General features: G+C 52.7%; 14 protein-coding genes. 3 read left to right on the forward strand and 11 right to left on the reverse strand.

Features of this window, described 5'->3' with window-relative positions:
• Positions 1-7: 7 nt before the first annotated feature.
• The 7 genes from wcaD to AC07RN_RS08120 all read right to left on the reverse strand — a co-directional run bounded on the left by wcaD (position 8) and on the right by AC07RN_RS08120 (position 7610).
• Positions 8-1228, reverse strand: a complete 1221-nt coding sequence (gene wcaD / locus AC07RN_RS08090; RefSeq protein ID WP_478336286.1) for a colanic acid polymerase WcaD — start codon at positions 1226-1228, stop codon at positions 8-10.
• Complete coding sequence (gene wcaC / locus AC07RN_RS08095) at positions 1203-2420, reverse strand: colanic acid biosynthesis glycosyltransferase WcaC (protein ID WP_015959670.1); 1218 nt, start codon at positions 2418-2420, stop codon at positions 1203-1205. Before wcaC ends, wcaD begins: the two co-directional genes overlap by 26 nt.
• The gene (gene wcaB, locus AC07RN_RS08100; RefSeq protein WP_449555305.1) at positions 2417-2905 is read right to left on the reverse strand and encodes a colanic acid biosynthesis acetyltransferase WcaB; all 489 of its coding nucleotides are present in this window, start codon (positions 2903-2905) and stop codon (positions 2417-2419) included. Before wcaB ends, wcaC begins: the two co-directional genes overlap by 4 nt.
• Before the next feature lie 2 nt (positions 2906-2907).
• Positions 2908-3750, reverse strand: coding sequence for a colanic acid biosynthesis glycosyltransferase WcaA (gene wcaA / locus AC07RN_RS08105; protein WP_015959672.1), 843 nt, complete (start codon positions 3748-3750; stop codon positions 2908-2910).
• Between the two features lie 106 nt (positions 3751-3856).
• On the reverse strand, positions 3857-6019 hold the full coding sequence (wzc, locus tag AC07RN_RS08110) for a tyrosine-protein kinase Wzc (protein ID WP_015959673.1): 2163 nt from the start codon (positions 6017-6019) through the stop codon (positions 3857-3859).
• 2 nt (positions 6020-6021) lie between these two features.
• On the reverse strand, positions 6022-6465 hold the full coding sequence (gene wzb, locus AC07RN_RS08115; protein WP_015959674.1) for a low molecular weight protein-tyrosine-phosphatase Wzb: 444 nt from the start codon (positions 6463-6465) through the stop codon (positions 6022-6024).
• Between the two features lie 5 nt (positions 6466-6470).
• Positions 6471-7610: a polysaccharide export protein gene (locus AC07RN_RS08120; protein ID WP_015959675.1), complete on the reverse strand. Its 1140-nt coding sequence runs from the start codon at positions 7608-7610 to the stop codon at positions 6471-6473.
• Between the two features lie 692 nt (positions 7611-8302).
• On the opposite strand from AC07RN_RS08120, the gene AC07RN_RS08125 reads away from it, so the two are divergent.
• Positions 8303-9886, forward strand: coding sequence for a TerC family protein (locus tag AC07RN_RS08125; RefSeq protein ID WP_478336071.1), 1584 nt, complete (start codon positions 8303-8305; stop codon positions 9884-9886).
• Between the two features lie 43 nt (positions 9887-9929).
• Here the strand turns inward: AC07RN_RS08125 and asmA are convergent, their stop codons facing one another.
• The 3 genes from asmA to udk all read right to left on the reverse strand — a co-directional run bounded on the left by asmA (position 9930) and on the right by udk (position 13117).
• Positions 9930-11777, reverse strand: coding sequence for an outer membrane assembly protein AsmA (gene asmA / locus AC07RN_RS08130; protein WP_478336072.1), 1848 nt, complete (start codon positions 11775-11777; stop codon positions 9930-9932).
• 25 nt (positions 11778-11802) lie between these two features.
• On the reverse strand, positions 11803-12384 hold the full coding sequence (gene dcd / locus AC07RN_RS08135) for a dCTP deaminase (protein WP_015959678.1): 582 nt from the start codon (positions 12382-12384) through the stop codon (positions 11803-11805).
• A gap of 91 nt (positions 12385-12475) precedes the next feature.
• Positions 12476-13117, reverse strand: a complete 642-nt coding sequence (udk, locus tag AC07RN_RS08140) for a uridine kinase (protein WP_015959679.1) — start codon at positions 13115-13117, stop codon at positions 12476-12478.
• A 343-nt stretch (positions 13118-13460) separates the two neighbouring features.
• Between udk and AC07RN_RS08145 the strand changes: the two genes are divergently transcribed.
• Positions 13461-16790: a diguanylate cyclase gene (locus AC07RN_RS08145; RefSeq protein ID WP_478336073.1), complete on the forward strand. Its 3330-nt coding sequence runs from the start codon at positions 13461-13463 to the stop codon at positions 16788-16790.
• Between the two features lie 10 nt (positions 16791-16800).
• Here AC07RN_RS08145 and alkA read toward each other — a convergent pair whose 3' ends face one another.
• Entirely contained in the window at positions 16801-17661 is an 861-nt protein-coding gene (gene alkA / locus AC07RN_RS08150) for a DNA-3-methyladenine glycosylase 2 (protein WP_478336074.1), read from the reverse strand.
• Between the two features lie 133 nt (positions 17662-17794).
• On the opposite strand from alkA, the gene yegD reads away from it, so the two are divergent.
• Positions 17795-19147, forward strand: coding sequence for a molecular chaperone (gene yegD, locus AC07RN_RS08155; RefSeq protein WP_015959682.1), 1353 nt, complete (start codon positions 17795-17797; stop codon positions 19145-19147).
• The last annotated feature ends 274 nt before the right edge of the window (positions 19148-19421 follow it).

Raw genomic sequence — 19421 nt, forward strand, 5'->3', positions numbered from 1 at the left:
CATTTCGTCATACCCGCGTAATATTGAGCGCTTTACGCAAAATAAACGGACACACAATTAAGAATGCATATTCCGGGCTAAATATTGACCCGGTAAAAAACAGCGACACCGGCGTAAAAAGATAAAGCTGCACACGAAAGTTTTGATTATCACCGAATGCATTAAGCATCATTTTGAAAACTTTAAACATGTACCACAGCGTTAACAGCACTGCGAACCATGAGAAATAAATAATCAGCAGATACAGACCATTGTCTATGGTTTTACCGACGTCCGCACCGTTAAAGATTCCGAATGATGCAACATATTCATAAAGTGAGCCAAATCTGACTACGCCATCGATATGGGTTAAAGAATACCCAACCATCACCAGCGGCCCAATAATTCGATAATAAGAAGACGAGCCTTCTGTGCCTAAATCACCCAGACGCGTTGCGATGTAGGGAAATGCAAAAACAATGCCCACTAAAAATACGGTTAGCGAAATTATTGCTAACGGTAGTTTTTTCTTGATCGCGTCTTTGTTCAGATACTGAAATGCCCATTCAAGCAGGTAAAACAGGATAAACGTCATTACCCCAGAGAATGAGCCTGACAGGACAATCCCTGCAAGAATCATAGCATCGGTCTTGGGGGTTTTGATACCAAACTGTTTGATGCTCAGCCAAATTGAGATTAATGCCAGAGCAAAAAATGCGGGTTCAAAATAAAGCGCCGTGGTTCGCTTACCACCAAATTTAATGAAGTTCAGTACATAGCTGTTACTGTAAATGAGATATTTCGAAATTATTTCCATCAGGCTACTGCCGCCGGCCAAAATAATTTGCGCCATTTCTAATGCAGCAAGCACAACAATGAACGTCACGGCAATATAAAAGAACCTAAGGATTTTCCTATAATTGTGCGGGGAAATCGTTTTAAAACGAATACTCCACACCATGCCGATAATAATCACGATATAAACAAACAGCATGGTGGAGGTTACGTATTTGCTCGCGTCCAGCGACTGACCGAAGACATAGTTGAAAGCCGTTAAGCCAAAACCGAGCCCCAGGGCAATCATCAGCTTCTTGATGCTGATTTTCTCAACGTACATCAACAGCAAAACGGGCAAGAAGGTGACGATGGTTATCGGAAAACTTTCGCCGAGCTGGGCAATTTTGACGTTGACCAGCAGGTAGATAAGCGGAAGCAGCAGATAACTACAGATTCTGATAGAACGAGACATATTCCTCCAGCATCTGTTGGCCGCTATACGCTTTACGGCTGCGGTTGCGGAACGATTCCAGGTCAGTGCCAAAAACAGCCTGTGCGATGTCCGCCTTGGCGTGTTGCACCAGCGGTAAAACCTCATCTTCGCTGAAGGTTTTACCGCCTGATTTTTCCAGCACTTCACGCGCAGCATCGCTGTGGGTTGCAATGACCGGCACGCCAATGGACAGCGCTTCGCACAAAATCAGCGGATAGTTATCCACGCGCGAACTGAAGACCAGAGCATCCATTCCGTTCAGGGCGCTCATCAGCTTGCGCTTATCGGTTTCAAACCCGTGGTTGGTGACGTTAGCGCCCTCAAACGGCGAGAATTTACCGAAGGTGTGCAGCTCAATTTTGTCGCCGAGCGCCATCATGTCGCGCACCAGCCGCTGATTGGTTTTCCCGTCGTAGCGCAGATCGTGTGCCACCACGGCGATTTTCGGTTTCCCAGGGGTCACGGCCACCGGCGTGAGTTCCGCCAGAATTTCTTCGGTCGCCACATCAATGCCGTTGTTAATGATCTGGCAGCGGCCCGGGCCGTACAGGCTATTAAACGCATCGGCGACGTGCTGACTTGGCGAGATAAAAGTACACCCCAGCGCCAGCATGTCGCGGAAGAGCTGACGTTTGCCGGCCACCAGCTTGTGCGCGCGATCCACTTTCACCGGGGGATAATTGGAAAGCGTCGGACATTTCTGGCAGTTTGTTTTCCAGCCTTCGCAGCCGTCGGTAAAGGCGCAGCGCCCGGTGACGCTCCAGTGATCGTGTAAGGTCCACACAAATGTGGTGTCCGGTTTGTGCGCCTGCACGTTCTCGCAAAACGCCACGACCTCTTCCAGGTTGAGCCAGTAGCTGTGCAACACGTGGAAATGCAGCACGACCGGGCCGCTGGTGCGGGTCACGGTGCGATAAAGACTGTTGAGATTCCCAAACAGATCGCGGTTAAACAGGCGGAACAGCGCGATGTTGGCAATCGACGTCAGGCGCGGCGTTTGCTTTAAAACCTGCGGATAATTATCGTGACTGACGCTTTTTTTGCCGCCTTTACCATAGCCGTAGACAAAACGTGACTGGAGACCTTTTTGCAGCGCGCGCTGATGAAGATCTAGTGCGACGCCTGCCGCCCCGCCCTCTGCCAGGCGAACGTTAAATTGCAGAATATTCATTTGATGACCTTCACACGGGCTTTTTCACCGGTGACAAGCGCGTTATCAGGAATGCTGTCCAGCACCACGCTGCCCGCACCGATAGTGACGTTATTACCCACGGTAATTTCACCGATCATGACGACGTTTGCGCCCAGCTCGACATTGTTGCCAATCACTGGGCACGCCAGACTCGCCGGGCCACGGTTGCCGATGGTTACGCCGTGGCGAATCGTGAAATCATCACCCGCGACGACAAATTTATTGATCACCACGGCATAACCGTGATGAATGGTAAAGCGTCGTCCAATGGTGGCTGCGGCCTGAATTTCGTAACCAAACAGACACTCGGTGATGATGCGATACAGCACCAGAATCGGTGCCGCCCACAGATTATTGAGGACATTTTTTTTGCGCCAGACGGAGCAAAAATGTGCAATGCGGTACGCCAGAACCATGCAGCACGGGCGCAGGCTCCAGCTGTTGGCGCGGCAATCTTCCAGAATCATTATTTCCCCCGCAGCCCATCAGCCAGACGCTTGGTATTGCGCACTGAAAAGAGCGTCAGCAGCGTGCGCCAGTTCATGCGCTTATTGCGGATCTGATACAGCGTAAAAAGCTGATATTTACGGCTGGCACGGTCAAACTTGTCTTTGTGCTTGCGGTAAAAATGGAAGTAGCCAGAGAATTTCTTTGGCGATGAGGTGATTTGCATCTCACCGTGATTGATATGCAGAATTTGCGTGGCGTCGTCCACTTTCCACGGTTCGCCATATTCCACCACCATGCGCAGGAAAATGTCGTAGTCCTGCGCGGCTTTCAGTTCGGTATCAAACAGGCACTCTTTGAAACGCCACGCCCAGGTAAAGACCTGATTGCCAATAATATTGCGCTTGTAGAACAGGCGGCGAGAGTACGGTGACTTTGGATACAGCGGCAGGCTCGCCGGTTGGGAATAAACTTCACCCTCGCAGACATAGTCATTGGCGTACAAGAATGCATGCGTCACCAGCTGATGCTTGTGCGCCAGGAAAATGGACAAACGGTTTGGCGTCCATTCATCATCATCATCAATACCCGTGATGAACTCCCCGCTAGACTGGAGAATCGCCTGGTTTCGCACGGCACACGCGCCGGAATTAATGTCGTTGTGGATATATTTCACCCGCGCATCGCCAAGTTCTTCAACAAACTTTTGTAGCTGCTCATAAGACGAAGAGCAGTCATCGACGATGATCATTTCCCAGTTGTCGTAGTCCTGACGTAATACCGATTTAATCGCGCGGATCGCCAACTGCTGACGATTCCAGGTCGGCATATAAATGGAGATCAAAGGGCGTTGTGTTGTCATTTTCTTCCCCGAATGGCTGGTTGTTTCTGCCCTCACCCATCGCCCCAGAAGAGAGACGATACAATTCCCTCTCCCGTCGGGAGAGGGTTAGGGTGAGGGAAAACGGTTATTTACTGTCAGACTTGTATTCGTACTCGTAATACCCGTAATCCTGGTATCCCGTCGCACGACGGAAGATGGAGTTCAGAATCACCCCTTTCACATCGATGCCGTTCTGCTCAAAGCGGTTCAGGCTGGTTTCCACTTCCTTCAGCGTGTTGACCGCATAACGAGCCACCATCAGCGTGGTGCCAGCGTGGCGACCGACCACGGCGGCATCGGTCACGGCCAGAATCGGCGGGGTATCAATCAGAACGAGATCGTAATGTTTGCTCGCCCACTCAATCAGTTGCGTGAAACGCTCGCTCATCAGCAGTTCGGAGGGATTCGGTGGCACCTGACCGCGCGGTACAAGGTCAAAGTTAGTGATCGACGTCGGCTTGGCGCACTGCTCAATCTCCCCTTTGCCGAGCAGAATCTCCGACAGACCGTTGACGTTGTTGGTCCCTAACAGTTCGTGGGTGTAGCCCTTACGCATGTCGCAGTCGATCAGCAGCACGCGTTTATTGGTTTGACTCACCACCGCCGCCAGGTTGGCGCAGACGAAGGTTTTACCAATCGAGGGACTCACACCGGTCATCATCAGGACGTTATTTTTGGCCTGCATCATCGCGAAATGCAGGCTGGTTCGCAGGCTACGCACCGCTTCAATCGCCAGATCCGTGGGGTTACCGACTGCCAGTAATTGACTCTGTTTGTAGCGTTTAATCCCTTTGACGGTTTTGACGCTATCCCGCGATTTCTGCCATTCCGACAGCGGGATGCTGGCGTAAACGCTGATCCCATTCTCTTCGAGCACCTGCGGGCTTTCGATTCCGCGATTGAAGAGTGAACGCAGCAGCACGCCCATAATCGACAGCATCAGACCGAGAATAATGCTGCCCAGAACGATCAGCGCTTTTTTCGGTTTGAGCACACCCGGTTGGGTGATCGCCGGGTCAACGATACGGACATCGCCAACGGTACTGGCTTCGGTGATCTTCAGCTCCTGCTGTTTGTTCAAGAGCTGCATGTACACCTGCTGGCCCGATTCCACATCGCGGGTCAGACGCACAATTTCCTGCTGGGTTTTCGGCATCGCCGTTACGCGGTTGTTGAGTTTTGATTTCTCATCTTCCAGCGCCTGACGTTTTTCCAGTAGCGTGCGGTACGCCGGGTGACGTTTGGTGTAGAGCTTCGAAATTTCCGCTTCTTTGAACGTCAGCTCATTCAGCTGCGCGTCGATGTTCACCATCGAGTCGAGGACGGATTTCGCCTCCAGCGGCAGATCGACCGAATCTTTATCCTGACGATAGGCGTTCAGCTTGTTTTCCGCTTCATCAAGATGCGCGCGCACTTCCGGGAGCTGTTTTGCCAGGAAGGCAAGACTTTTTGCCGCCTCAGCGGACTTGCGTTCGACGTTTTGCTCAAGATAGTTGCGGGTAATGCTGTTAAGAATGTCGCGGATCTTGTCTTTGTCTTCACCGGTGAAGGTCATGCTCAGGACACCGGTGTCCTTTCCATTTTCCGTTACGGTGAGATTGCCCTGCAGATTGTTGATCATCCCCAGCATCGAGAATTTGGACACGGTGAATTTGCCGCCCTCCGCCGCTTTGATGTCGCTCACCATCATAGTGACGCCATTTTTGGTCAGCATCTGTCCGACTTCACCCCGTGCGCTAAACCCGGCGTCGCTGGTGAGCTGGTACTGTTTTGGCCCGAGAACTTCCAGAGTGAAGACCTGATCGCCCGCCCCTTTTGGCAGCTCAAAGGTGGTCACTTTGACCATGTCATTTTGACGGCCCATCAGCCTGTCCCAACCCGCACCAAAAATCGGGAAGGTATCTTTGGTGACACCGATATCGAGATCGAGATCGTCAACGGTTTTGCCGAGCACCAGGCGCGACTGGATGAGCTGAATTTCAGCGTCCGAGGCCGGTGGCTTATTCGCCAGCGCCGAACCGATATCCTGCACCAGCGAGTTGCCCGAGTTCTGCTCAATTTGTACCAGCGCATCGGCGCTATAGATTGGCGTCGCAAACAGGGTGTAAATCACGGCGGCTAACGCAAACACCGCGGTAATGCCCAGTACCCACCATTTCGCCTCAACGACCGTCCCGACCAGACGACCAATATCTATTTCATCACTGCCCGAAATCGGGGCGGCAGAAGGTTTTGTTTTTTCTGTCATTGTTATCCCTGCTGAGCTTTCAGTGCCTGCGCCCACTGTTGGGCAGACTGGTCAAGTAAGGTATAAACCGCCTCAAATGCCTCACGGCTTTTACGATACGGATCGGGAATTTCGCGTTCACCGTCCCAGTGACCGAACAGCATCACCTTGCCGCGCATCTCCGGAGCGAGTTCACACAGCGCATGGATATGGCGTTTTTCCATCGCCAGGATCAGATCGTAATCCCGACACATCCGGCCAGACACCTGACGGGCAACGTGCCCGTCTAAGGAGAGGTTATGTGCCTGCGCCACGCTCGTTGCGCGCTCATCGGCCCCTTTACCGACGAGCGCCCCAAGCCCTGCTGATTCGACGATCAGATTGGGCTGGTAATTTTTCAGCAGCCGTTCAGCCGTGGGGGAACGGCAAATGTTCCCCACGCACACCACCAGAATTTTGTTAAACATCGCGATTACCAGGTATGAATGTTGCGCGCCGTATCCGTCATGTAGCGGACGCCACTGATGGTTGGCAGCAACTGGTTGATCAGACGGTTCCAGCGGGCAACCGGTGCCGTGGTGACGTACACCACATCGTATGGCTGGAGTCGGAACTCGGTTGCCATAACCAGAGACGTCGCATCGGACATATCCAACTGGTAGATGTTGGCAATTTTGCCTTTGGCACTGCCCTCGCCTTTCAGCGGACGAATAACGAAGATGCCGCTGGCGTTAGACGCCGTCATGTCGAGGCCTTCCGCATTACCCAGCGCTTCGGTCAGGGTCATGCCGCTGAAGTCCATTTTGAGCGTGGTTTGTTTCTTCACTTCGCCCATCACGAACACTTTCAGATCGTCATTGCGCGGAACAAACAGAATATCGCCAGGATAGAGCAAACGGTTTTGGCTCAGGTCGCCGTTCTGCATAAGCGCCTGGAGCGAAATGCGCTCTTCTTTCCCGTTGTGCGTCAGCACCACGTTGCGCCAGTCAGCAGCATCGGTCAGACCGCCTGCTGTGTTAATCGCATCCAGAATCGTCAGCGGGACGTTAGTGATCGCCTGCTGGCCCGATTTATTCACTTCACCGGACACATAGGCTTTTTGCGAACGGAACGCGGCGATATTAACGTCAACCTGCGGATCGGCGATGTACGTCGCTAAGCGGCCGGTAATATCACTACGAATTTCTGCGAGCGTTTTCCCAACGACATGGACTTTGCCGATATAGGGATAGAACATCGTGCCATCTGGCTGAACCCAGTTACCGGTGTCGCTTGAGCTACGATATTGTCCAGCGGGGGTGGTCAGTTCAGGGTGATCCCAGACGGTCACACTCACCACATCACCCGGACCTACACGGTATTGGTAGCTCGCAATTTCCTGGTCCAGAGACATATTTGGCTGCGCCACATTGGGACGCGGACGTAATTGTTCGACAAGACGCGGCGTTAATGGATAAACATTCACCATTTTGTCGAGATCAAAATCAGCATCCTGTTGCTTGATCACATCCTTGCCCACTGTTGACATATTGCTGCCGGGAAAGACCGTACAACCACTCATCAAGGTCACAGACACCAATAATGGCATCAATTTCATTTTGGATTTCATCATTGATTATTTATCACTTTGGCAGAGTAATTATCCTGTGCAATTTAAATAAGCGCGGATCGTTTTGGCATTCAGAATGCAGTTAATCAAAAAGAAATATAACTGGCATCATTCCTAAAAAAACCTTATTCACCCGCTGGCTATTGACAGAATAATCGAGGCTGATTCACACGCTTTCAGGCACGCTACCGCCCTTGGCTTTCAGTTACCAATCCACTGACGAAACAATGTGTTATGGATAGACACCCTCTTAAAACTGGCTTTCGCGGATATATTATCCGGCACATTTAGGAGTCAGGCCGAATTGAAATTCAGCCCCGAAGACCAGTACAAAAATAGCAGCAAGAAGATTTAACATTTGATGCTGGGGGAATTGTTGCAGCTAACCTAATAGCAGGCAAGGAGACATCTGTCCTAATATTGGTTTTTAAGAATAATATTAAGCGCAAATTTTCGCAGTTTTAGGAATTTCTTCATATTGACTTATAGCAATCCTAAATTAGCAGATGCGATATATCCTAATTATTACCAGATATACAAATTTAAACTTCCCAATGGAAATAATACGGTTATTGCCATGAGATATTTTTTTGCATTAATTAAGAGAAATCTCAGCATGGCATTGCAATTTTCGCCCACATTATCCATGATCGAAGTGTGACAAATGTCATATAACTAAAGGTACTGCAATTACTATGGAATGGATTGCCGATCCGTCAATCTGGGCCGGGCTGGTGACGCTTGTCGTCATCGAATTAGTCCTGGGCATCGATAATCTGGTTTTTATCGCCATACTTGCCGATAAATTGCCCCCGGCGCAGCGCGACCGCGCACGCGTAACCGGTTTGCTGTTGGCAATGGTGATGCGCCTGCTGCTGCTGGCCTCTATCTCCTGGATGGTCACGCTGACCAAGCCCCTTTTTACCTTCCACGATCTGAGCTTCAGCGCGCGCGATCTGATCATGCTGTTCGGTGGGCTGTTCCTGCTGTTTAAAGCCACGGTCGAACTGAATGAGCGACTGGAAGGGAAAGACAGTGATAATCCAACCCAACGGAGCGGCGCAAAGTTCTGGCCAGTTGTGGCCCAAATTGTGGTCCTCGACGCGGTCTTCTCCCTGGATTCCGTAATTACCGCCGTGGGCATGGTCGATCACCTGGCGGTGATGATGGCCGCGGTAATTATCGCCATTACCCTGATGGTCATGGCGAGCAAGGCGCTGACCCGTTTTGTGAACAGCCATCCCACGATTGTCATTCTGTGTCTGAGCTTCCTGCTGATGATTGGCTTTAGCCTGGTGGCAGATGGTTTTGGTTTCTCTATTCCTAAAGGCTATCTGTACGCGGCGATTGGGTTCTCGGTCATTATTGAGACGCTGAATCAGTTGGCGATTTTCAATCGACGCCGTTTCCTGTCCGCCAATCAGACATTGCGTCAGCGGACTGCCGAGACGGTTTTGCGTCTGTTGAGCGGCAAAAAAGAAGATGCCGAACTTGATGCGGAATCTGCTTCGCTGCTTGCCGATCACGACGATAGTCAGATTTTTAACCCGCAAGAACGCCGGATGATTGAGCGGGTGTTGAATCTGAATCAGCGCTCTGTCAGCAGCATCATGACGTCGCGCCACGACATTGAGCATATTGACCTCAACTCACCCGAGACGCAGATACGCGCGCTGCTGGATAAAAATCAGCATACCCGCGTGGTGGTAACGGGCGGCGATGATGAAGACGATTTGCTCGGCGTGGTGCACATCATTGACCTGTTGCAACAGTCTTTGCGCGGCGATCCGCTGGATTTACGTGTACTCGTTCGACAGCCGCTGGTGTTCCCCGAAACATTGCCGCTGCTGTCTGCCCTTGAGCAGTTCCGTAATGCACGAACCCACTTTGCCTTTGTGGTGGATGAATTCGGGTCAGTAGAAGGGTTGGTGACGCTGAGTGACGTGATGGAAACTATCGCGGGTAATCTGCCGAACGAAATCGATGAAATTGATGCCCGCCATGACATTCAGAAAAATGCTGACGGGTCCTGGACGGCTAACGGCCATATGCCGCTGGAAGATCTGGTGCAGTATGTTCCCCTGCCGCTCGATGAGAAGCGTGAATATCACACCATTGCCGGATTGCTGATGGAGTATCTACAGCGTATTCCGAAGCCGGGCGAAGAGGTTCAGGTGGGCGATTACGTGTTGAAGACGCTACAGGTCGAAAGCCATCGCGTGCAAAAAGTGCAGCTGACTCCGCTGCGCGGGGAAGATGATTTAGATTACGAAGTGTAAAACAGAGCCGGGCAAGCGTTTGTCGCGCTTGCCCGGCGAGAAATCAAAGCTTATCTATCAGCTTCTTCACGTCCTTACCGTTTTGCGAATCTTTGTTTTTGTCCGCCCAGTCATTCAGACGACGCTTCGCTTCATCTTGCAGGTGTTTACGCAGAATCTGGTCAACCTGGAGGCTGTAGTTCAGCTCCTGCCATTTTCCGTAAACGTTCAACGGAATAGGCGTTTCTTTCAGGAAATCGATGAGTTTGCCTTCCCCTTCCCAACCGGCCAGCACGCGGACGTTAAATCGCGTATCCGTCGTCTCTTTCACCAGATCCATGGTGCCTGCGCCCGTCATATTCAGAAGCGAAGATTGCCCCTGCATATTATCAAGCTTTAACTGGCCGTCATCCAGCGTCAGATCGGCCGTAAACCTGTCGAGTCGCGTCGCGCTGTCATAGTTTTCAGTGGCTTTGACGCTGCTACTGCGTTCCACAGCCTGCTGCACAAGCTGCTGGAAGTTCAGGCCTTCCATGCGGCTATCGGCCAGGTCAACATGCGCCGTTCCCTGCCAGCTGCGACGAAATGCTTCCGCATCAATTTTATCGCCGGAAAAATCACCCGCCATCGTCAGATTGCCGGTTAGGGCAATAGGATAATCGAAGGCTTTCAGGATGGTTCCGATCTCAATGTTATCAAGACGCGGCTGGAACTCGGCTTTCGCCATTCCTTTACGCACGTCCAGAAGACCAGGCAGCGAAATATGCCCCGCGCCCATTTGACCACTCAGTTCGGAGATAACCAGCAAACCATTATGGTTCAGCATCTGGCTGCTGACATTGGTGAAATCCATGCCACGCCAGCGTACAGCGTTGGCTTTGAGCTGGATATCCGCGGTAAAGCTGCGCAGCCCGTTATAGTCTAGTTGATCGACATTCGAGGCAATAACAGGACGCGTTTGTTTAGGCTGATTTTGCCCCTGCTGCACAGTATTGTTGTCGGTAACGACAGGTTGTGGCGCCAGCAGATTTTCCAGATTCAACTTATCAAACTGGAGATCAAAGACCCATTTTGGCTGTTCACTCAGCACGACGCTGGCGCGCCCTTTCAGCGTACTGTCGTTGGCCTGCAGGTTAAGATTATTCAGCTCAAGCTGCTTATGTTCCTCGCGCCAAATTCCCTGCAAACTGCCCTGTCCGGTAATCCCCTGAATGGGTAAATCAACACCGGACAACTGCCAGTTAAGCTGCGTGATATCCGCTGTAAGCTGATGCGGATAGTCGGACGCATTGACGTTCGCATTCATCGACAGCGTCAAGTCGCGCTGATTTCGGTTGATGCGGCCTGAGAAGTCAACGGTCGCCACATGGTGTTGATCCTGTTCCATTTTCAGGTTGATGTTACGCAGTGTGATCTGCTCTTCATCCTCATGCTGGAACACCAGCACGCTATCAACCACTCTCAGGCTACCGATATCAAACGACCAGCCGGCATCATCCGGAACGTCAGGTAACGAGTTTTCACGCGGCGCGACCGGCGCATCCTCTTTGCGAACGGCTTCGGTTTGCGGAGTAAGTTGAATGACCGCGCCTTTCAGCATCACCTGTTCCACCTGCAACTGATGGGACAGCAGCGGAATCAAGGCCACGTCAAGACGCATATTATCTGCAGAGACCAGGGGAGCGGAGGCACCAGGCGCTGTCAACGACATGCGACCGGAAAGAATGCTGAGCTGCGGCCAAACGTGCCAGCGAAGTGACCCATCAAGCTTCAGTTCATACCCGCTTCGTGCTTCGACCTGCCGCACCATATAGCTGCGGAAATCATTGGGGTTAACCAGCAGAACCAACGCCGAAAGGCCAGCAACCAGCACAACCAGCAAAATCATCAGCGTCGTAAGAGCTCTTCTCATGGCATCCTCGGTGAACGGCCTAAATTCAGTCTTTATCGATACGACTGGCAACCGCGCCCTGCTGATCGCGATACTTTGCATCCTGCCGGCGGTTATAAGGACGATCGGCCGGGCCGGTTAACGGCTCGAAGCTCAGCGCACCGATCATCATTCCGGGACGCAATGCCAGCGGCAGTTTCCCGGCGTTGAAAAACTCCAGCACAATATGACCTGACCAACCTGGATCGATACGGTGCGCGGTGACATGAACCATTAATCCCAAACGCGCCAGAGAAGAACGTCCATCCAGCCAGCCAACCAAATCGGCAGGCAATGTGACGGATTCAAATGTGACCGCCAGCGCCAGTTCGCCGGGGTGCAGATAAAAGGCTTCACCTTCTGCCAACACGATTTCGTCACTCATTACACGATCAAGTGCGGCGCTGACTTCGTCTTTCGGCCCGCTCAAATCAATATAAGCAGCGGTATGGCCGCTAAACGTGCGGAATTTATTGCCCAGACGCACATCAACGGTCACGCCGTTAATTCGCTCCACGGGTGGACGCGGGGTGATAGACAGACGGCCTTCGTCCAGCCAGGCTTCTATATCACGGTCACAAAGACGCATGCCACTTTCTCCTTTGGTGCATCAGAACCTGAAGCCATACTGGCCTCAGGGCAAATCAGGTTATTTCTGAACGGTACACAATTTGCGCGAATTATTCAAAAAACTGACTGATTTTCGCTTTCAGAATATCGATGGCAATGCGGTTTTTACCCCCACGCGGCACGATGATATCGGCGTATTGTTTAGACGGTTCGATAAACTGCAGGAACATCGGCCGTACCGTTTTTTGATATTGCGCCATGACGGAATCCATCGAACGGCCACGCTCGTTGACGTCACGTTTGATACGACGCATGAGACAAATATCCAGCGGTGTATCGACGAAAATGGAGAAGTTCATCGCTTCGCGCAGGCGCGCGTCGGTCAGCAACAAAATGCCTTCCAGAATGATGACCTTCTTCGGTTCGATGTGAATGGTGTCCTGCGTACGCGTGTGATCAACGTAGCTGTAGACCGGGAGATCAATAGGCGTGCCGTTTTTGATCATTTGTAAATGCTGGAACAGTAGACTGTGATCCATGGCATTGGGATGGTCGTAGTTGGTTTTTACACGCTCTTCCATCGACAGATGCGATTGATCTTTGTAATAGCTGTCTTCGGGAATGACGCCGATGTGTTCATCACCAACCTGATCGCGCAGTTCACGATAAAGCGTACTGGCAATAAGACTTTTACCTGAAGCCGATGCGCCGGCGATGCCGATAATGACGCACTGATGGGACTTATCAGTCATAAATTTAGCGACCTGATTAACCTGGATGTAAAGGAAGGACGACGCCGGAGCGTCAAACGCCGCAATTATAGGGATTTCGCTTGCGTGATACTAGTCGTAAGCGCAGCTAATGCGTGAGTCATTCCAAAGTCGTTCATTTCTCCCTGACACAAATTTTGATGGTCAAATTTAACGCATTCATGATGAAATTTCTGCAGACTAAGTATTTAATAACTCTATGATGGCAAATTATGAGCAGTCGGCATATGAATTGTAAATTGTTTGTACTAGCATAATCCAAATTCAAATTTCAACTCGTCCGGACCTAGTTCCTGGCGGCATGGCGTCCCTGGATAAAGCGGTAATGAATAAACAATACCAGCGCGTTTTGGTTACTACCCCACATCCAGTCCTACGGCTTGTCAGTCTTGGTCTGGTAACGTTCATATTTACCCTTTTCTCGCTCGAACTGACTCGATTCGGAACGTTGCTGGCACCGTTGTGGTTCCCGACCTCAATCATGATGGTCGCGTTTTACCGCCATGCCGGAAAAATGTGGCCGGGTATTGCCCTCGCCTGTTCCCTGGGGAATATTCTCGCTACAGGATTATTGTTCAGCTGGGATTCGCTTAACGTCTTGTACCCCACGATAAATGCTATCGAAGCATTTGTGGGCGCGTTGCTGCTGCGTAAAATGTTGCCCTGGTATAACCCCTTAAAAAATCTTGGCGACTGGATACGTCTGGCGATCGGCAGCGCCGCGATCCCGCCGTTGCTGGGGGGTGTGCTGGCCTGGCTTTTAGTTCCCAGCGAGGAGCCACTGCGTAACTTTCTGGTGTGGGTATTATCGGAATCTATTGGTGCGCTGGCGCTTGTCCCGCTAGGACTGCTTTTCAAACCGCACTATTTACTGCGCCATCGCAACCCAAAACTGCTGCTTGAAACGCTCGTCACCATGGCGGTCACGCTGGTGCTGTGTTGGGTTGCGATTACATTCCTTCCGTGGCCGTTTACCTGCGTCATCGTATTGCTGATGTGGAGTGCCGTACGCCTCCCGCGGCTCGAAGCGTTCCTTGTTTTTCTGGTCACGGTAATGATGGTGTCACTGATGATGGCGACCAATCCCACCCCCATGACCACTCAAAATAGCGGTGTCATGCTTAACGCACCGTGGTTGCCGTTCCTGATGATGCTGCTTCCCGCGAACGTCATGACCATGGTGATGTACGCCTTTCGTGCCGAACGTAAGCACATCACCGAAAGCGAAGAACGTTTTCGCAATGCCATGGAATATTCGGCGATTGGCATGGCGCTGGTCGGGATTGATGGCCAGTGGCTGCAGACCAACAAAGCCCTTTGTGAGTTTCTTGGCTATTCCCAGACCGAACTGCAGTCCCTCACGTTTCAGCAACTGACCTGGCCTGAAGATTTACATACCGATCTTGAGAGCCTGGAGCAACTGGCGCGCGGTGACATTAATAGCTACTCGCTGGAGAAGCGCTATTACACCCGTAACGGCGAAGTCGTATGGGCGCTGCTGACCGTCTCGGTTGTGCGTCATACGGACGGGTCACCACTCTATTTTATTGCGCAAATCGAAGACATTAATGACCTCAAACACACCGAATGGGTGAATAAGCGCCTGATGGAGCGTATTACGCTGGCGAACGAAGCGGGCGGCATTGGTATCTGGGAATGGGACCTGCAGCCTGACGTTATCAGTTGGGACAAACGCATGTTCGAGATGTACGAAATCCCGGCGCACATCAAGCCGACCTGGCAGCTCTGGAACGATAGTATTATTCCCGAAGATCGCGCGTACGCCGAGCAGGTTATTCGCGATTCGCTGATGGCCCGAGTGCCCTTTAAGCTTGAGTTCCGCATCCGCGTGAAAGAAGGCGTGCGTCATATCCGTTCCCTTGCGAATCGGGTGCTGAACAAGCAAGGCGAAGTCGAACGGCTGCTCGGCATTAATATGGACATGACCGAAGTTAAGGAACTTAACGAAGCATTGTTCCAGGAAAAAGAGCGTCTGCACATCACGCTCGACTCCATCGGTGAAGCGGTACTCTGTACTGATGTCGATATGCACGTCACCTTTATGAACCCCGTTGCCGAGAAAATGAGCGGCTGGACGCAGCAAGAAGCGATGGGTCAGCCGATTTTGAGCGTGTTACACATTACGTTCAGCGAAAACGGTCCGCCGATGGAAAACATTCACAGCGGCGATATGTCACGTTCCGACATTAATCAGGATGTCGTGCTGCACAGTCGCACCGGCGGCACGTTCGATATTCATTACAGTATCACCCCATTAAGCACGCTGGACGGACAAAACATCGGTTCCGTTCTGGTCATTCAGGATGTCACCGAGTCACGTAAAATGCTGCGCCAGCTCAGCTACAGCGCCTCGCATGACGGCCTCACTCACCTCGCTAACCGCGTCAGTTTTGAAAGCCATTTAAAGCGTCTTCTGCAAACCGTGCATGACACGCATCAACGCCACGCGCTGGTGTTTATCGATCTCGATCGCTTCAAAGCGGTGAACGATACCGCAGGACACGCCGCAGGTGATGCGCTGCTGCGCGAGCTCTCGTCGCTGATGCTCAGCATGCTGCGCTCCAGCGACGTGTTAGCCCGTCTGGGTGGCGATGAATTTGGTCTGCTGCTTCCGGACTGCAACGTGGAAAGTTCGCGCTACATTGCCGGGCGTATCATTCACGCTATCAACGATTACCAGTTTATGTGGGAAGGTCGTCTGCATCGCATCGGTGCCAGCGCCGGGATTACGCTGCTTGATGACAGCAACTATCAGGTTGCGGAAGTGATGTCTCAGGCCGACATCGCCTGCTACGCGTCCAAGAATAATGGCCGTGGCGTGGTGACGGTGTACGAACCGCAGCAGGAACGTATTCACAGCGCGCGGGGCATGATGTCGCTGGATGAGCAGTGGCATATGATCAAAGACAATCAGTTGCTGATGACGGGCCGTAGCGTAGCCTCTCCGCGCATCCCGGAAAGCAGTAACTTCTGGCTCATCTCCCTGCGACTGTGGACCAGCCAGGGTGACGTTGTCGAAGAACAGGCGTTCCGTTCAGGTCTGATGGAGCCGGATCTGTTACATGCGTTGGATCGCCGCATCTTCCAGACATTTTTCCGCACTTTCGCCACACAAGTCGCTACCAAGGGAATGGGTGTGGCGCTGCCGCTCTCGGCTGAAGGGCTGTCCAGCACGACGCTGGTGAGCGAACTGCTCGACTTACTGGAAAAAAGTCCTCTGCAGGGGCGCTTGCTGCATCTGGTTATCCCGGTTGAAACCCTGCAAAACCAGGACGTTCACATTCAGAATGGCTTACAAAAACTCCGTCTGGCGGGATGCCGAATCGTGCTGTGTCACGTCGGGCGCAACATGGATGTGTTTAATCATCTCACTCCGCACATGGCTGATTATCTGTTGCTGGATCCTGAACTGGTCACCAACGTTCACGGTAACCTGATGGACGAAATGATGGTTTCTATCATTCAGGGCCACGCCCAACGACTCGGCATGAAAACCATCGCCGGGCCAAGTAACCAGCCGTTGATGATGGATACGCTTTCCGGAATTGGTATCGATTATATCTACGGCGACTGCATTGCCGAGCCGCAGCCGCTAGAGCTGCTGCTTAATACCAGCTATTTCGCGATCAATTAGTCCGAAATCCTTACTCATCAGGCGGTTGCAAGTCTGGTGTCCAGCCGTCGGTGTACCAGATATGCAGCAAAGCATAGGAACGCCACGGCTGCCAGCGCTGGGCATAACGGCGAATTTGCGCCGGGGTCATACCGGCAAAACGCTGCTTAATCAGATAATCATCCGGTAAAAATACGTCTTTCGCCTGCCAACCGCGCAACGCCAGATAATTCGCCGTCCAGCGCCCTATCCCCGGACGGGTTTGCAGCGCTTTTATTCCCGCGTCAATATCCTCCGGCGGTCGCAGCGGAAACGTCCCCTCCACGACCGATTGCGCCAGATGAATCAGCGACTCTGCGCGTTTAACGGGCATTCCCAGCGCCTTGAGCGCCAACGGATCGGTGCCTGCAAGTGCCGCAGCCGTCGGGAAACAACGGTATTCAGGAAAATCCTTCAGCGGTTCGCCGCACAACGCCACCACCCGAGACGCCAGTTTTGCCGCCATCGCTACGCTCACCAGTTGTCCGAGAATCGCCCGCACGCCCTGTTCAAAGGCATCCATTGACCCAGGTAAACGCAATCCAGGCCGAGCCGCCCCCAGGTCGCCTAACGTCGCGGCTATCTCCTGCGGGTCACAGCTAAGATCGAACAGGCGCTCAATGCGCTCAAGACAGACCTGCGCAACGGGAATTAACCCTTCGCTGAGGGTGACGCGTAACGTGCAACTGCCCACATCAGGCGTGACGCGAAACACCCCCTGATGCCCGTCATACGCGAAACTCCGTGCGTAATAGGCGTCAGTGACGGTTTCGATGCCCACCACCGCACGCGCACTCAGAAATCCAAACATCCATTGCCAGTCATAAGGCGGTTGCCATTTCAGGGTATACATCGCTGCTCCTTTTCATCTGCTCCTCAGCATAAACCGTCTTTCTGTGCGCTGCCTTGCTTTCATATTCCAGTTGTCGCGAGCGTGACATTTCGCTAAAGTCTCGCCCCTTCTCAACGGCATGGGGACTTCGTCAGTGTTTATTGGATTTGACTACGGTACGGCAAACTGCTCAGTGGCAGTGATGGACAACGATCAGCCACGTCTGCTGAAAATGGAAAAAGAGAGCACCCTGCTGCCGTCGATGCTGTGCGCACCGACGCGTGAGGCGGTGAGCGAATGGCTGTATCGCCATCATCAGGTTCCCGCCACCGCGACGGAAACACAGGCGCTGCTGCGTCGTGCCGTGAATTTTAACCGCGAAGAAGATATTGATGTGACGCCGTCGAGCGTCCAGTTCGGATTAGCCTCATTGGGCCAGTACATCGAAGATCCCGAAGAAGTTTACTTCGTCAAATCGCCAAAATCCTTTCTCGGTGCCAGCGGACTCAAGCCGCAGCAGGTCGCCCTGTTTGAAGATCTGGTCTGCGCCATGATGCTGCACATCCGTCACCAGGCGCAAACGCAGGTGACGGAAACGATCACCCAGGCGGTGATCGGACGCCCAATCAACTTCCAGGGCCTGGGCGGCGATGACGCTAACCATCAGGCGCAGGGTATTCTTGAGCGTGCTGCGCACCGTGCGGGTTTCCGTGACGTCGTATTCCAGTATGAGCCGGTGGCTGCCGGTCTAGATTTTGAAGCCACGCTGCGTGAAGAAAAACGCGTGCTGGTCGTCGATATCGGCGGCGGAACCACCGACTGTTCCTTGCTGCTGATGGGCCCTGAATGGCACACGCGCCGCGATCGCGAAAACAGCCTGTTAGGCCACAGTGGTTGCCGCGTGGGCGGTAACGATCTGGATATCGCGCTGGCATTTAAAAGCCTGATGCCGCTGCTCGGCATGGGCGGACAGACCGAAAAAGGCACCGCGCTGCCTATTCTCCCGTGGTGGAACGCCGTCGCGATTAACGACGTCCCGGCGCAGAGTGATTTCTACAGCACCGCCAACGGCCGTTTTCTGAACGATCTGATGCGCGACGCACAGGACGGTGAGAAAGTGGCGTTACTGCATAAAGTCTGGCGTCAGCGTCTGAGCTATCGCGTGGTGCGTAGCGCCGAAGAGAGCAAAATTGCACTTTCTGACGCAGCAGAACACGCCGTCACGCTGCCGTTTATCAGTGATGAACTGGCCACTGCGATTTCGCAGCATGGGCTTGAAACCGCGCTGTCTCAACCGCTGCAACGCATTCTGGAACAGGTGCAGCTGGCGCTGGAAAACGGCAACGAGAAGCCCGACGTTATCTATCTGACCGGCGGTAGCGCCCGTTCACCGCTGATCAAAAAAGCGCTGGCGGAACAGCTGCCGGGCATTCCTATTGCTGGCGGCGATGATTTTGGCTCGGTAACCGCAGGGCTGGCCCGATGGGCGAAAGTGATGTTTAGTTAACAGTTGCCGGATTGCGTCACCCTCTCACCTTCTTTTGAGAGTGAGTGAAACCAGAAGCTATTGAATAGTAAAGGAATTCGAGAGTTTCGAAGCGTGGCCTTAGTCCGGCTGTAAATCGCCGAGATGTTTCCCTATGGCCGGGGCGAGGCGCATGGATGCGCCGAGAGGGCGCGACTTGCAGGGACGCTGCATCGCGCCCGACCCGAAGCCAAAGGAAATAAATCGAGGGCACCGCGTAGCGGCGATTTTCTTGCCGGGAGCCGGGGTCGCCAGG

It is taken from the genome of Lelliottia sp. GFLA7, assembly GCF_056490165.1.

What these genes read in the sequence shown, in the direction of transcription:
- wcaD (WP_478336286.1), bottom strand. Translation starts at nt 1,228, where the DNA reads ATGTCTCGTTCTATCAGAATCTGTAGTTATCTGCTGCTTCCGCTTATC.
- wcaC (WP_015959670.1), bottom strand. Translation starts at nt 2,420, where the DNA reads ATGAATATTCTGCAATTTAACGTTCGCCTGGCAGAGGGCGGGGCGGCA.
- wcaA (WP_015959672.1), bottom strand. Translation starts at nt 3,750, where the DNA reads ATGACAACACAACGCCCTTTGATCTCCATTTATATGCCGACCTGGAAT.
- wzc (WP_015959673.1), bottom strand. Translation starts at nt 6,019, where the DNA reads ATGACAGAAAAAACAAAACCTTCTGCCGCCCCGATTTCGGGCAGTGAT.
- wzb (WP_015959674.1), bottom strand. Translation starts at nt 6,465, where the DNA reads ATGTTTAACAAAATTCTGGTGGTGTGCGTGGGGAACATTTGCCGTTCC.
- AC07RN_RS08120 (WP_015959675.1), bottom strand. Translation starts at nt 7,610, where the DNA reads ATGATGAAATCCAAAATGAAATTGATGCCATTATTGGTGTCTGTGACC.
- AC07RN_RS08125 (WP_478336071.1), top strand. Translation starts at nt 8,303, where the DNA reads ATGGAATGGATTGCCGATCCGTCAATCTGGGCCGGGCTGGTGACGCTT.
- asmA (WP_478336072.1), bottom strand. Translation starts at nt 11,777, where the DNA reads ATGAGAAGAGCTCTTACGACGCTGATGATTTTGCTGGTTGTGCTGGTT.
- dcd (WP_015959678.1), bottom strand. Translation starts at nt 12,384, where the DNA reads ATGCGTCTTTGTGACCGTGATATAGAAGCCTGGCTGGACGAAGGCCGT.
- udk (WP_015959679.1), bottom strand. Translation starts at nt 13,117, where the DNA reads ATGACTGATAAGTCCCATCAGTGCGTCATTATCGGCATCGCCGGCGCA.
- AC07RN_RS08145 (WP_478336073.1), top strand. Translation starts at nt 13,461, where the DNA reads ATGAATAAACAATACCAGCGCGTTTTGGTTACTACCCCACATCCAGTC.
- alkA (WP_478336074.1), bottom strand. Translation starts at nt 17,661, where the DNA reads ATGTATACCCTGAAATGGCAACCGCCTTATGACTGGCAATGGATGTTT.